Consider the following 12411-nt stretch of genomic DNA (forward strand, 5'->3'; position numbering starts at 1 on the left):
GATCGTCTGCAGTCACCTGTTCAGTCTGCCCTAGACGCCGCGACGCCATTCCGTCCGGGTCGGGTGGTCAGCGCGACGGCTTCGGGCACGACGGGTGCGTGCCCGCAGCGACCAGATCCTTGACCGCGGTGCGCGGATCGCCGCTGGTGACCAGGCCCTCTCCGACCAGCACCGCGTCCGCGCCGGCACCGGCGTAGGCGAGCAGATCGGCGGTGCCGCGGACACCGGACTCGGCGATCTTGACGACGTTGCTGGGCAACCCCGGCGCGATGCGGCCGAAGGTGTCGCGGTCGACCTCGAGGGTCTTGAGGTTGCGGGCGTTGATGCCGATGACGCTCGCGCCGGCCTCGAGTGCGCGATCCGCCTCCTCCTCGGTGTGCACCTCGACGAGCGCGGTCATACCGAGCGATTCGGTGCGGTCGAGCAGCGACGCGAGGGTGTTCTGGTCGAGAGCGGCGACGATCAGCAGGATCACGTCCGCGCCGTGCGCGCGGGCCTCGTGGATCTGGTACGGCCCGACGATGAAGTCCTTGCGCAGGATCGGGATGCGCACCGCCTTGCGGACGGCGTCGAGGTCCGCGAGGGAGCCCTTGAACCGGCGCTCCTCGGTGAGGACGCTGATCACCCGGGCGCCTCCGTCCTCGTAGGCGCGGGCCAGCGCGGCGGGGTCCGTGATGGTGGACAGCGCACCCTTGGACGGGCTGGCGCGCTTCACCTCGGCGATGACACCGATGCCGTCGGCGCGCAGAGCGGCGGCCGCGTCGAGCGCGGGCGGCGCCGCCGCGGCGGCGGCCTTGACGGCGGCCAGGTCGAGGACGGACTCACGGGCGGCGACGTCGGCGCGCACCCCGTCGAGAATCGAATCGAGAACAGTCATCGCGTCCCGAGTCCTTTCTGGGCTGTCGCCGATTGTGAGGAAGGTCATCCGTTCGGCCAAGCCTAGAGGCCGCTGTTCTCTTGACTACGGGCGGGTGTCCGTGCCATCCGTCGTGCCCGGTCGGCCGGGGTCGCCGGGCTCGTCGTCGGTGGGATCGTCGCCCGCGTCGAGAGCGTCCCACAGCACCCGCTGGCTCGGAGGTTCCTTCGACTCGTGCCGCTTGGACGCCTCTTCACGCCGGGCGGCCGGGGCCGCGTACTTCGACGACAGGCCGGTGCTGACCGAGGCCTTGCGCAGCAGCGCGACCGCCGCGGCCAGTGCCAGCACACCGCCGATCACCACCAGCACGGCCGGCGTCGTGGACACCTCGGTGGCGGTCACCTCGGCACGGTCGGGCAGTTCCGCGAGCCGGCCCGCACGATCGGGATCCACGTCGGTGGTCAGCAACTGCACCGCGGGCACGATCGCCGCGACCGCGACGAGGGCGACCATGAGCGCCACCACCCGCAGCGCCCAGCCACGCACCGCGAACGATGCCGCGATCGCGGCGAGCAGCGCCAGCGCGAGCGGCGTGGTCGCGGCCGCCCAGGTGCCGCCGATGAGGTCGGTCGTCCGGGCCTCGCCGAGCCCGTCGAACGAGTCGACCCGCACCCACGTCATCCGCGACGACGCCCACAGGCACAGCGCGGCCACGGCGAGCAGCAGCACCGGCAGGACCGCGAGGGGGACCGAACGGCGGGTGGGGGCGCTGGTGTCGGCGTCACTCATCGTGGCCACCCAGGGCACGCAGGGTGCCCGCGGCGGCGATCGCGCTCAGCGCCGACATCGCCTTGTTGCGGGCCTCGGTGTCCTCGTAGACCGGATCGGAGTCGGCGACCACGCCGGCGCCGGCCTGTACGTACGCCGTGCCGTCCTTGACCAGTGCGGAGCGGATCGCGATGGCGGTGTCGGCGTCGCCGGCGAAGTCGAGGTAGCCGACGATGCCGCCGTAGATGCCACGGCGGGTCGGTTCGAGTTCGTCGATCAGTTCCATCGCCCGCACCTTCGGCGCCCCGGACAGGGTGCCCGCCGGGAAGCAGGCGGTGACCGCGTCGAGGGCGTGTTTGCCGTCGGCGAGGCGACCGGTGACGGTCGACACGAGGTGCATGACGTGGCTGTAGCGCTCGACGTGCCGGTAGTCGTGCACCTTCACCGTGCCCGGCTCGCACACGCGTCCGAGGTCGTTGCGGCCGAGGTCGACGAGCATCAGGTGTTCGGAGTTCTCCTTCTCGTCGGCGATCAGGTCCTTCTCGAGAAGGAGGTCCTCTTCCTCGGTGGCGCCGCGCCACCGGGTGCCCGCGATCGGGTGGGTGGTGGCGGTGCCCTCCTTGACGGTGACCAGCGACTCGGGGCTGGAGCCGACGATGGTGAACCCGGTGCCGCCGCTGCCGTCGGGGATGTTGACGAGGTACATGTACGGGCTCGGGTTGGACGCACGGAGCATCCGGTAGATGTCCGCGGGCGCGGCGTCGGTGTCCATCTCGAAGCGCTGCGAGAGCACGACCTGGAACGCCTCACCGGCCTCGATCTCGGAGATCAGCCGGCGCACGCCGGCCCCGAACTCCTCGGTGGTGCGCTGGCGCCGGAACTCCGGGACGACCTTGGTGAAGGTGGAGACGGTCGAGGGTGCGGGCGCGGTGAGGGCGCGGGTCATCGCGTCCAGGCGGGCGACCGCGTCGTCGTAGGCCTCGTCGACGCGTTCGTCGCTGCCGTCCCAGTTGACTGCGTTCGCGATCAGGGTGATCGCACCCTCGTGGTGGTCGACGGCGGCGAGGTCGGTGGCCAGCAGCATCACCATCTCGGGGATCTGCAGGTCGTCGACGGCGTGGCTGGGCAGCCGTTCCAGGCGGCGCACGATGTCATAGCCCATGAAGCCGACCATGCCGCCGGTCAGCGGGGGCAGGTCGGGGAGGCGTTCGCTGCGCAGTAGTTCGAGGGTCTGGCCGAGGGCGACGATCGGGTCGCCGCCGGACGGCGCACCGGCCGGCACGTTGCCGTACCAGGCGGCTTCACCGTCGACGACCGTCAACGCCGCCGGACTGCCGGCACCGATGAACGACCAGCGCGACCAGGAGCGACCGTTCTCGGCGGACTCGAGCAAGAAGGTTCCGGGCCGGTCGTCCGCCAGCTTGCGGTAGGCGGAGAGCGGGGTTTCGGCGTCCGCCAACACCTTTCGCGTGACCGGGACGACCCGATGCTCGGCCGCCAGGGCGCGGAACTGCGCGCGGGTGGTGGTGGCTGCGGCCGTGTCGGCGGCAGCGGGTGCAGGGGTGACGGTGATCGACTCGCCGGGCATGGTCCCCATCATCCCAGGAGCGGAGCCCGCGGAGCGACCAGGGTGTGCAGGAGCGGAGCCTGCGGAGCGACCAGGGTGTGCAGGAGCGGAGCCCGCGGAGCGACCAGGGTGTGCAGGAGCGGAGCCCGCGGAACGACCAGGGTGGAGCGTCTCCCCCCATTGCGGTCTGGGGCGGTAGCCTCGCGCGCATGCAGACCGGAGAGCAGGCCCCCGACTTCGCGTTGCCCGATCAGTCCGGCACGGTCCGGAAACTGAGCGACCTGGTCGCGGACGGACCGCTGGTGTTGTTCTTCTATCCGGCCGCGAACACTCCGGTGTGCACCGCGGAGGCGTGTCACTTCCGCGATCTGGCCGCCGAGTTCTCGGCGGTCGGGGCGTCGCGGGCGGGTATTTCGACGGACGCGGTCGAGAAGCAGGCGTCGTTCGCGTCGGCGAAGTCGTTCGACTACCCGCTGCTGTCGGATGTCGGCGGTGTGGTTGCCGAGCAGTTCGGTGTTCGGCGTGGATTGCTGGCGAAGCTGTCCCCCGTCAAGCGGACCACCTTCGTCATCGACACCGATCGGACGGTGCTGAAGGTGATCGCCAGCGAGCTGCGGGCCAACACGCACGCCGACGAGGCGCTGGACTTCCTCCGCGCCAGACGCTGACGCGCCCGTGCACGTTCTCGGCAGCCGGGGCCACCGGAAACGCGCACGGGCGGCGGAGCCGCCTACGCCAGCTGCAGAGACCGTTTGGACAGGCCCATCCAGAAACCGTCGATGACCTGCTCGGGCGTCTGCTCGGGGTCGGAGGAGGCTCCGAGCGCAACGAACAGCGGCGCGAAGTGCTCGATCGTCGGGTGGGCATACGGCATGCCAGGCGCCTGGGAACGGAAGTCGACGAGGTTGTCGACGTCACCAGCGGCGAACCGCTCACGTGCCCACGCGTCGAACTCGGCGGACCAGCCGGGTGCGGCGGCGTCGGGCGTCCAGTCCCGCAGGAAGGGCAGGCCGTGGGTGGTGAACCCGGATCCGACGATCAGGACGCCCTGCTCGCGCAGCGGACGCAGCCGCTCCCCCAGGTGCAGCAGCCGCTCCGGGTCGAGGGTCGGCATCGAGACCTGCAGGACCGGAATGTCGGCGCCGGGGTACATGACGGTGAGCGGGACGTAGGCGCCGTGATCGAGGCCGCGGTCGGGCTGGTGGTACACGGGTTCGTTGTCGGGCATCAGTGCGGCGACCTGCCGGGCGAGGTCGGGCGCCCCGGGTGAGGCGTATTGCACGCGGTAGTACTTCGGGTCGAAGCCCCCGAAGTCGTAGACGAGCGGCGTCCCGGTGGTGACGGAGCCGATGGTGAGCGGCGCCGACTCCCAGTGCGCGGACACCATCAGGATCGCTTTCGGCCGGGGCAGATCGCGTGCCCACCGTTCGAGTTGCGAGACCCACAGTGCGTCGTCGACGAGCGGCGGTGCACCATGGCTCAGGTACAGCGCCGGCATGGCCAGGTCGGTCATAACCACTCCTTGATGTTGAAGCTTCAACTATCATAGGAGTCAACGCGCGCACATCACAACTATTCCGAGGGGGCGGCAATGACCGAGGCACACGAGGGCGAGCCGAAGTCGCAGCAGCCGACGCGCTGGCTCAGCGACGAGCAGCAGCGCGCCTGGCGCGAACTCGTCGCGCTGACCACCCGACTGCCCGCCGCCCTCGACACCCAGCTGCAGCGCGACGCCAAGCTCACCCACTTCGAGTACTTCGTCCTCGCCGTCCTCTCCGAGGCCCCGCAGCAGCGGCTGCAGCTCAGCGCGCTTGCCGCCGACGCCAACGCCTCACTGTCGCGGCTGTCGCACGTGGTGACGAAGATGGAGAAGGCCGGCTGGGTGCGCCGCAAGGCAATCGTCGGCGGCCGCGGATCCCTCGCCGTGCTCACCCCGGCCGGACACGCGAAGGTCGTCGAGTCCGCGCCGGGTCACGTCGAGACGGTGCAGGCCCTCGTGTTCGACGGACTCGACGACGAGCAGGTCCGCGAGCTGATCTCGCTCGGCAAGGCAATGGTCACCCAGCTCGATCGCGCCATCGCCGAGGGCACCGGCAAGGCCTGACCCGGGGGCCGAACGGTGCCGTGACGCCTGGCGGTGGCCGGCCTTCAGCCGGCGCCGAGGTCCTCGCGTGCCTGGTCCAAGAAGGACGTCAGGATGTCGCCGCTGGCCGCGATCAGCCGGTCGATCTCGGCGATCAGGGGCGGTCCGTCGCGCAGCAAGCCGTCGGGGTCCCGCTCACCCTCCCCCTGCAGATTGCGGCTCGCGAACGGATTCAGATGGTCGCCGAAGAACGGGGTGTACGAATCGGCGAATTTGCCGACAGTCCCTTCCAGGCCATCGTTACCGACGAGGAGGACCTTGCTGACCGCGGTCCACGTTGCCAATCCCCGAGCGCTGAGACCTTGGACGATGCCGCGGACAACCTCGCGGTCGGGCGGATTCCTGGTCAACGCCCCCTTCAGCGCGCCGAGCCCGCCGTTGAGATCCATCAAGGCACTGACGAATTCGGCGTAGGCCTCCTGCCGGTTCTCGCGGACATCCTGCGCGACTGCGAGCCTCTCGTTGCGATCCAATTGGTTGCCGCTCACGTACAGCGCGGACCCGGCCGACACCGCGCTGGACACGATCGCGGCGCACAGCGCGGCGATCAGGGCGTATCGACCACTACGGGTGGCAACCCGCACGTCGCGCTCCAGACCCGACTTCGACGCCTGCGCCTCGGCCGCGGGCGCCTGTTGCTGTTCGAGCGGGACGGAATCCGGCCCCGGCTGCCTGTCGCTGTCCATCGCTCACACCTCGCTCGCCCTTGAAGGACACAATCGAGGTTCCCAGCGGTGATCGCCGAGGCACAGCGTAGTGAACTACCCGAATCGAGCAGGTGCACGCGGACTCCAGCGGTCAGGCCAGGGTGACGCCTCCGACGCCCCAGTTCTCCCCCGGCACCTCGGTGATGGTGACCCACACCTTGGCGGGATCCTTCCCGGAGGCCTCCGCGTAGGCGGAGGTCACGGCGGCGACGACCGCACGCTTCTGTTCGGCGGTGAGCCCGGGAGTCTGACTGATCTGAATCAACGGCATGACAGCAATCTGCCACAGCAGCGAACCGACCCGCACGAGCCGGTCACGGCGGTGAACTTTGCCCTCTTGATTTGCATCGGAGTGCTTATCGATGCTCTCGATCGGCGCCCGTTCAGGCCGTCGTCGCCCGGTCATCGGCACTGCGTCCTCGATCGAACAGCAACAGCGGTTTGCCCCCGTGTGCGGGGGCTTCGGCCAGATCGACGGCTTCGCTGAACCTTTCGACGGGAATCGGCTGGCCCTCGGGCACCCGCAGCGCGCCGCTGTCGACCAACCGAAGCGTCCGGTCGATCACTGCGGTCATCCGATCCTTCGGGGTCTCGGCGAACCAGCGGAGCAGCCAGAATCCCCGAACGATCTTGGTTTCGTAGATCAGCGAGCGCGCGAAGACGGGGATGGTGAGTTTGTCGGGATCGGTTTGGCGGTGCGTGGACAGAGCACCGAAGACGACCAGCTCACCGTGTGGTGCCAGTGCACGCGACACGTCCGCCCCCACCTGACCGCTGACACAGTCGATCGCCTTGGACACGCCGTCACGACCGGTTATGTCGGCCACGCGTTCGCGCAGGTCCTCATCCTCCGTGCAGATCACCGCGGTGCCGCCCAACGCGAGGATGTCCTCGACAGCGGAACGCCGGCGAACCACGTTGAGGGTCTGGAACCCGACGTGCGTACCGAGCTGAATGACCGACTGGCCGACGGTTGATCCGGCCGCCGTCTGCAAGAGCCATTCACCCGGTCGAACATCGAGCTCATCACCGGTCAAGATCACCGCGGTGAGCGGATTACTGAGAATCTGGGCGGCCGTGGAATCGCTCATGCCGACGGGAACAGGCAAGACCCGCTCGGCATCGACAACGACGTACTCCTGCCACGTTCCCCTGACTCCGACCGTGATGACGCGTCGCCCGACGGTCAAACCTTCTGTGCCGCTACCGACTTCGTCGATAACCCCAACGGATTCGATTCCGGGCACGGTGGGGAACTCCGGGGTGAATCCGTATCTGCCGCGGACGGTGTGCAGATCGCCGGCATGAACCGGCACAGCCGCCACCCGGATCCGGACCTGGCCGGGGCCGGGCTCCGGAATGGGGCGAGTCTGCAGGTGCAGAACCTCGGACGGTTCGCCTACCGTGGCGGCGACAACAGACTTCATGGTTCTCATCTTCCTGACGCTCCTTCGATCGGATCCGGCCCCACAGTGGTTCGGCGTGCAAGGCACCGGCTGCGTCCTGCAACGGCGAAATTCGAGCGACGGCTCGATTCACGCTCCTTGCCGCAACGAACAAGGCACACAGGACAGTTCGTCTCGTCGTGCCGCGCCGCGATCGCAGGATCACCCACCACAGATGCGGGCGGCGCGCTGGGCGGCCCGGCCCACGGGCACTCCCCGGATCATCGACGCGGAACTCGCTTCGCTCTCACACCGGACGGGCGGCGTGAGCCCGGTAGGCACAACCCCCTGCGCCAACCGGGCTGTCGAGGCCACCGGCTCCGCACTCGGTGCCGCCGACCTCTCGTGAGCGTGTGCAGCCGGCGTGGGGGTTGCTGCACACGCACTGCTCACATGGCGCCCGGCGAGTTTCTGCTCGCCAGGGTCAGAGGGTCTTGATCAGGCCACCATCGATGACAAAGTCTGCGCCGGTGATATTTGCTGCTCGCGCAGAAGCCAGAAACACAACGAGATCGGCGACCTCCTGGGGGCTGGTGAAGCGGCCGGTCTCGCTGCTCGCGGCCGTCTGGTCGATGACGACCTGCGCTGCGACCCCACTCGCCCTGGACACGGTGGCAGCGACACCCTCCGCACCGGTCCACAACGCGGTCGTCACCGGACCCGGACTGACCGTGTTCACCCGGATACCTTGAGAGGCAACCTCTTTCGATAGCGATTTGGAGAAGTTGGTCAACGCCGCCTTTGCGGCGCAGTAGTCGATGATCGCCGGGTCGGGAAGAAAGGCATTCACCGAGCTGACGGTCACGATGCTCCCACCACGCGCGGTCATCAACGGCAGAGCCGCGCGGGTGGTGCGGACCGCCGACAGGAACGTCAATGTCAGGGACGCGAGCCAGTCATCGTCCGTGACGCTGACGAACCCGTTCGGACGTGGTGTCACCGCGCCGGCGTTGTCGACCAGCACGTCGATACCGCCTCGGGCGCTCGCCGCCTCGATGAGGTTCCGTGGCCCATCCGAGGTGGCCAGGTCCACCGGGACGAAAGTGACGTCGCCTGCGGATTCGAGGGCGGCGATCTCCTCGGTGCGGGTGCGTGCTCCCGCGATCACGTGCGCACCTTCACGGACGAGCGATTCGGTGATCGCGAGGCCGATGCCCTTGCTCGCGCCGGTGACGACGGCAGCCGTGCCGTTCAGCTGCAGGTCCATGGGTTCGTCCTCCTCGGGTCAGCTGCCCGCCGCGGCCGCGGTGATGACGTCGGCTACGGCGACGGGCTGGGAGACGAGCACGGCGTGTGAGGCGGCGATCTCGGTGGTGTGGGCGCCGATACGGCTCGACATGAACCGCTGTGCCGACGGCGGGATGATGTTGTCGCCGGTCGGGATCAGAGCCCAGCTCGGGGTGTTCGACCAGGAGGTCGGTCCGGACGGCTCGAGGTTGGCCCACAGGGCGATCGAGCGCTGATGGGCCAGCATGATGGCGGCCGTCGCATCGCTGACGTCCGGGGCGAACACCCGGTGGAAGGCGTCGGCGGCGATGTATCCGTCGATGTTCTTGCCTCCGATTGCGTGCGCGTCGTCGACGACCTTGAACTGCAGTACGGGAGGGAGAAGCTGACTGCCGGGGAATCGGATCGGGTCCAGCGCGAGCTGGACGGGCTCGCCCTGTGCCGGCGCGAAGGCGGCGACATAGACGAGGGCCTTCACGTTCGGGTTGTGGGTGTTGGTGATGACCGCGCCGCCGTAGGAGTGGCCGACGAGCACCACGGGCCCGGCGATCCCGGCGAGGGTTTTCTCGATCGCGGCCGCGTCGTAGGCGGGTCCGCGTAGAGGATTTTCGGGGACGACGACGGTGTAGCCGCGGCCGCGCAACTCGGCGGCGACCGGGTCCCAGCTGGTGGTGTCGGCGAAGGCGCCGTGCACCAACACGACCGTCGGCAATGGTCGGGCGGCGGCCGGGGTGACCAAGGCCGCGACCAGGGCGGCGACGAGTGCGAGGGTGGCGAGTGCGGCTCGGGCGAATCGAACAATGCTCATGGCGTGCTCCTTCGCTGTTGCGAGGGGATGTGTTTGAGTCGCTTCCGTTCTGGATGCAGGCAGGCGAGGCGATCAACGAAACGGTGGCCGAGGGTTCAGATCGTCGTCATGACAGCGGTGGTCGGGTTGTGGTGCTTGCAGGCTGCCACCCACACGATCGGGTCACTGACGGGTCAACCACTCCGACAACCGCGTCTGCGCGAGGCGCGCGCCTGCGCTGGGCAGCAGCTCGCGGTCCGGCGACGCCCCGAAATACTGCGCCTGCGGATCGGTGATCACCTCGCGCGGGTCGTGCCGTGCGGCCAGCACCGTGCCGATCCACTGATCGAGGCCGAACACCTCCGGCCCCGCGACCTCGACGTCGCCGTTCAGCGGGGGGTCCGCGGCGGTCTTGCTGACGGCAGCGGCCACATCGTCAGCGGCCATCGGCTGCACCGCCGCGCCCGACAGCCGCACCGTGCCGTCGACGGTGGCGGAATCGGCAATCCTCCCGGCAAACTCGAAGAACTGCGTGGCGTGCACAAGCGAGTACGGCAGGCCCGAACCCTTGATCAGCGCCTCCTGCGCCACCTTCGCCCGCATGTACCCGGACTCCGGCAGCTGCTCGGTACCCACCACCGACAATGCCACGTAGTGCCCGACTCCCGCATCACGGGCGGCATCGAGCAGGTTCGTGGTGGACGTCCGGAAGAACTCCATCACGTCGTCGTCCGCGAACGACGGCGAATTGGAGACATCGATCAGAACGTTCGCATCCTGAAGCACTTCCTTCACTCCCTCACCGGTGAGGGTGTTCACGCCCGTGCTGGGCGCGGCAGGTACCGCTTCGTGGCCGTCTTCACCCAGACGAGCGACGACCTTCGATCCGATCAGGCCGGTGCCGCCGATGACGACGATCTTCATGCTCATTCCTTCCGTTCGAATGTTGCATCACGTCAACGAGATTCCCGCCATTGAGGACACGACGGGGTGACACACCACTGCCCCGAACACCTGGCTACGTCAAGTGCGGGCGGGACGGGAAGACTGCGTTACGCGGGTGCGCCGTCGTCTTGTGGAGGAGTGCCGGCAATCAGTTCCGACGACTCGGCGGTCCGCGTCTCCGGGCCGGCCTGGGGCGTGGGCCCGGTATCCGGCGTCGTTGAAAAGTGCGCCCCGGATTCCCCAGCTGCTGGTGTGCATCCCACAACCCGTGGATGCACGCCACGGGGATCGGTGCTGGTTCCGTCATGGGCAGCTCCTCGGATGCCCTCCCCCAGCACATGATCTTACGTCCGCATGGGATGTGTGCAGGGCAAACCGGCAGACCGGCGAACCGTGACCGCACCCCCGCACGTGGCCGGACCAGGGATCACCACTGGTGTGAGGCCAAGGCTGCGGCACGAGTCTGGATCTCGACAGCAACTCCCCACCCGACCAGGAGCACACCATGTCCACGATCCACTTCCACGAGACGACCACCGCGACGATCGAGCAGTTCGTCGCCGCGCTCACCGACTTCGGGCCCGACCGCTCGACGCTGTTCGGCAACAGCGCCGACGAGTACCTCGAGGTGCACGAGCAAGGTCGCGACCATGCCGATGTCACCGAGGGATCCGGTGGAGTCTGGGAGCGCCTGTCCTACGACTGGTCCGACCCGAACCACATCGTTCTCAAGAGCGTGTCCGCCTTCTACCGCAACTTCCAGGCAGTGACCGCGATGAGCCCCATCCAGTTCCAGAAGCAGATACGGCTCCAGGAGGCTCGGCTGCTGCTCGCCACCCACCCGGGCGACGTCACCGGAGTCGGTCGCCGCGTCGGCTACGACAACCCATCGCAGTTCAGCCGCGAGTACCGCCGCCAGTTCGGCGCACCTCCGAGTCGGGATGCGGCCCGCCTGCGCGACACCGGCCCCACCCCGGCAGGCGTCCTGACCTGACCGGGAGCGGTGGGAGGATCGTGCAAGAAGAGGCGACGATAGTTCTACTGTTTTCGCAGGTCAAACCGATTCAATGGGAAATGTCAGCAGTTCCGCAGGAGCAGGAAGATGTCTTCTGATCCTCGGATCCCACCCACATCGCAAGGACCGCAACATGAAGACAGTTCTGATCACCGGCGCCTCATCCGGCTACGGGCGGGAGACCTCCCACCACTTCCACTCGCAGGGGTGGAACGTCATCGCCACGATGCGCACACCGCGTGCGGGTGTCCTGCCCGAGTCGGATCGGCTCCACCTCGTCGAGCTCGACGTGACCAAGCCCGAGACCATCAGCGCCGCATTCGAGGCTGCGGGGCCCATCGACGTCCTGGTGAACAACGCGGGTGTTCCGTCGATCGGCGTGTTCGAGGGGACTCCCATGGCCCGTGTGCGGGAAGTCTTCGAGACCAACACTTTCGGCGTGATGGCGACGACGCAGGCGGTGCTGCCGCAGTTCCGCGAGCGCGGCTCCGGAGTGGTGGTCAACGTAACCTCGAGTGTGGTGCTCGGTCACATGCCGCTCTCGGCCGTCTACGAGGCGAGCAAGATGGCCATCGAGGGGTTCACCGCATCCCTGGCGCACGAGCTCACACCCTTCGGTGTTCAAGCGAAGACGGTCGAGCCTGGCGCCTGCCTCACAACCAACTTCGCAGCCCGGGCGACGGACAGCTGGTCGGTGGACGATCTGGTTCCGGCGCCGTACGCGCCGTGGGCGAAGAGTGTCATGGACGAATTCACGAGCCAAGACCTGTACACCGAGGAGAGCGACGTCGCCGACGCGGTGTGGCGAGCCGCGCACGACACGACCGGGCAGCTGCGATTCCCGGCCGGCGCCGACGCGGTGTGGCTCGCCCAGGCAAAGTGAGCGCAATCGGCAAGGCAGCACCGCGCTGGCACCACGAGTTGACACTCCATACTGCACCTCATCGCGCC

General features: G+C 68.4%; 14 protein-coding genes. 4 read left to right on the top strand and 10 right to left on the bottom strand.

Features of this window, described 5'->3' with window-relative positions; genetic code table 11:
• Window positions 1–67: 67 nt before the first annotated feature.
• From trpC to ACWDU4_RS19275, 3 genes are all read right to left on the bottom strand, one after another.
• Window positions 68–877: an indole-3-glycerol phosphate synthase TrpC gene (trpC, locus tag ACWDU4_RS19265; protein WP_450115517.1), complete on the bottom strand. Its 810-nt coding sequence runs from the start codon at window positions 875–877 to the stop codon at window positions 68–70.
• A gap of 84 nt (window positions 878–961) precedes the next feature.
• Window positions 962–1645: a TIGR02234 family membrane protein gene (locus ACWDU4_RS19270; RefSeq protein WP_450115518.1), complete on the bottom strand. Its 684-nt coding sequence runs from the start codon at window positions 1643–1645 to the stop codon at window positions 962–964.
• Window positions 1638–3212 (bottom strand): anthranilate synthase component I, encoded by a 1575-nt coding sequence (locus tag ACWDU4_RS19275; RefSeq protein WP_450115553.1) that lies wholly within the window; start codon window positions 3210–3212, stop codon window positions 1638–1640. Before ACWDU4_RS19275 ends, ACWDU4_RS19270 begins: the two co-directional genes overlap by 8 nt.
• 188 nt (window positions 3213–3400) lie before the next feature.
• Between ACWDU4_RS19275 and ACWDU4_RS19280 the strand changes: the two genes are divergently transcribed.
• Entirely contained in the window at window positions 3401–3859 is a 459-nt protein-coding gene (locus tag ACWDU4_RS19280) for a peroxiredoxin (RefSeq protein WP_450115519.1), read from the top strand.
• A 62-nt stretch (window positions 3860–3921) separates the two neighbouring features.
• Here ACWDU4_RS19280 and ACWDU4_RS19285 read toward each other — a convergent pair whose 3' ends face one another.
• Window positions 3922–4704 carry a dioxygenase family protein gene (locus ACWDU4_RS19285; protein WP_450115520.1) on the bottom strand — a complete coding sequence of 261 codons (783 nt, stop codon included), beginning with the start codon at window positions 4702–4704 and terminating at the stop codon, window positions 3922–3924.
• A 78-nt stretch (window positions 4705–4782) separates the two neighbouring features.
• On the opposite strand from ACWDU4_RS19285, the gene ACWDU4_RS19290 reads away from it, so the two are divergent.
• The gene (locus tag ACWDU4_RS19290) at window positions 4783–5295 is read left to right on the top strand and encodes a MarR family winged helix-turn-helix transcriptional regulator (protein WP_450115521.1); all 513 of its coding nucleotides are present in this window, start codon (window positions 4783–4785) and stop codon (window positions 5293–5295) included.
• Window positions 5296–5339: 44 nt separating this feature from the next.
• Here the strand turns inward: ACWDU4_RS19290 and ACWDU4_RS19295 are convergent, their stop codons facing one another.
• The 6 genes from ACWDU4_RS19295 to ACWDU4_RS19320 all read right to left on the bottom strand — a co-directional run bounded on the left by ACWDU4_RS19295 (window position 5340) and on the right by ACWDU4_RS19320 (window position 10424).
• Window positions 5340–6020 (bottom strand): hypothetical protein, encoded by a 681-nt coding sequence (locus ACWDU4_RS19295; RefSeq protein WP_450115522.1) that lies wholly within the window; start codon window positions 6018–6020, stop codon window positions 5340–5342.
• Between the two features lie 112 nt (window positions 6021–6132).
• Complete coding sequence (locus ACWDU4_RS19300) at window positions 6133–6312, bottom strand: tautomerase family protein (RefSeq protein WP_450115523.1); 180 nt, start codon at window positions 6310–6312, stop codon at window positions 6133–6135.
• Between the two features lie 112 nt (window positions 6313–6424).
• Window positions 6425–7477 carry a zinc-dependent alcohol dehydrogenase family protein gene (locus tag ACWDU4_RS19305; protein ID WP_450115524.1) on the bottom strand — a complete coding sequence of 351 codons (1053 nt, stop codon included), beginning with the start codon at window positions 7475–7477 and terminating at the stop codon, window positions 6425–6427.
• A gap of 433 nt (window positions 7478–7910) precedes the next feature.
• Window positions 7911–8693 (bottom strand): oxidoreductase, encoded by a 783-nt coding sequence (locus ACWDU4_RS19310; protein WP_450115525.1) that lies wholly within the window; start codon window positions 8691–8693, stop codon window positions 7911–7913.
• Between the two features lie 18 nt (window positions 8694–8711).
• Entirely contained in the window at window positions 8712–9521 is an 810-nt protein-coding gene (locus ACWDU4_RS19315) for an alpha/beta fold hydrolase (protein WP_450115526.1), read from the bottom strand.
• Window positions 9522–9683: 162 nt separating this feature from the next.
• Window positions 9684–10424: an SDR family oxidoreductase gene (locus tag ACWDU4_RS19320; protein WP_450115527.1), complete on the bottom strand. Its 741-nt coding sequence runs from the start codon at window positions 10422–10424 to the stop codon at window positions 9684–9686.
• A 526-nt stretch (window positions 10425–10950) separates the two neighbouring features.
• Here ACWDU4_RS19320 and ACWDU4_RS19325 point away from each other — a divergent pair.
• Together ACWDU4_RS19325 and ACWDU4_RS19330 are read left to right on the top strand one after the other, a co-directional pair.
• The gene (locus ACWDU4_RS19325) at window positions 10951–11439 is read left to right on the top strand and encodes a helix-turn-helix transcriptional regulator (RefSeq protein WP_450115528.1); all 489 of its coding nucleotides are present in this window, start codon (window positions 10951–10953) and stop codon (window positions 11437–11439) included.
• Window positions 11440–11593: 154 nt separating this feature from the next.
• A complete protein-coding gene (locus ACWDU4_RS19330) occupies window positions 11594–12343 on the top strand; it encodes an SDR family oxidoreductase (protein ID WP_450115529.1) in 750 nt (249 codons plus the stop codon).
• The last annotated feature ends 68 nt before the right edge of the window (window positions 12344–12411 follow it).

It is taken from the genome of Rhodococcus sp. NPDC003348 (genome assembly GCF_053589375.1).

Bases quoted from the DNA above. Each gene is read 5' to 3' on its own strand.
- ACWDU4_RS19320 (WP_450115527.1), bottom strand. From the start codon at position 10,424: ATGAAGATCGTCGTCATCGGCGGCACCGGCCTGATCGGATCGAAGGTC.
- ACWDU4_RS19295 (WP_450115522.1), bottom strand. From the start codon at position 6,020: ATGGACAGCGACAGGCAGCCGGGGCCGGATTCCGTCCCGCTCGAACAG.
- ACWDU4_RS19300 (WP_450115523.1), bottom strand. From the start codon at position 6,312: ATGCCGTTGATTCAGATCAGTCAGACTCCCGGGCTCACCGCCGAACAG.
- ACWDU4_RS19275 (WP_450115553.1), bottom strand. From the start codon at position 3,212: ATGCCCGGCGAGTCGATCACCGTCACCCCTGCACCCGCTGCCGCCGAC.
- trpC (WP_450115517.1), bottom strand. From the start codon at position 877: ATGACTGTTCTCGATTCGATTCTCGACGGGGTGCGCGCCGACGTCGCC.
- ACWDU4_RS19310 (WP_450115525.1), bottom strand. From the start codon at position 8,693: ATGGACCTGCAGCTGAACGGCACGGCTGCCGTCGTCACCGGCGCGAGC.
- ACWDU4_RS19285 (WP_450115520.1), bottom strand. From the start codon at position 4,704: ATGACCGACCTGGCCATGCCGGCGCTGTACCTGAGCCATGGTGCACCG.
- ACWDU4_RS19270 (WP_450115518.1), bottom strand. From the start codon at position 1,645: ATGAGTGACGCCGACACCAGCGCCCCCACCCGCCGTTCGGTCCCCCTC.
- ACWDU4_RS19280 (WP_450115519.1), top strand. From the start codon at position 3,401: ATGCAGACCGGAGAGCAGGCCCCCGACTTCGCGTTGCCCGATCAGTCC.
- ACWDU4_RS19325 (WP_450115528.1), top strand. From the start codon at position 10,951: ATGTCCACGATCCACTTCCACGAGACGACCACCGCGACGATCGAGCAG.
- ACWDU4_RS19315 (WP_450115526.1), bottom strand. From the start codon at position 9,521: ATGAGCATTGTTCGATTCGCCCGAGCCGCACTCGCCACCCTCGCACTC.
- ACWDU4_RS19330 (WP_450115529.1), top strand. From the start codon at position 11,594: ATGAAGACAGTTCTGATCACCGGCGCCTCATCCGGCTACGGGCGGGAG.
- ACWDU4_RS19290 (WP_450115521.1), top strand. From the start codon at position 4,783: ATGACCGAGGCACACGAGGGCGAGCCGAAGTCGCAGCAGCCGACGCGC.
- ACWDU4_RS19305 (WP_450115524.1), bottom strand. From the start codon at position 7,477: ATGAGAACCATGAAGTCTGTTGTCGCCGCCACGGTAGGCGAACCGTCC.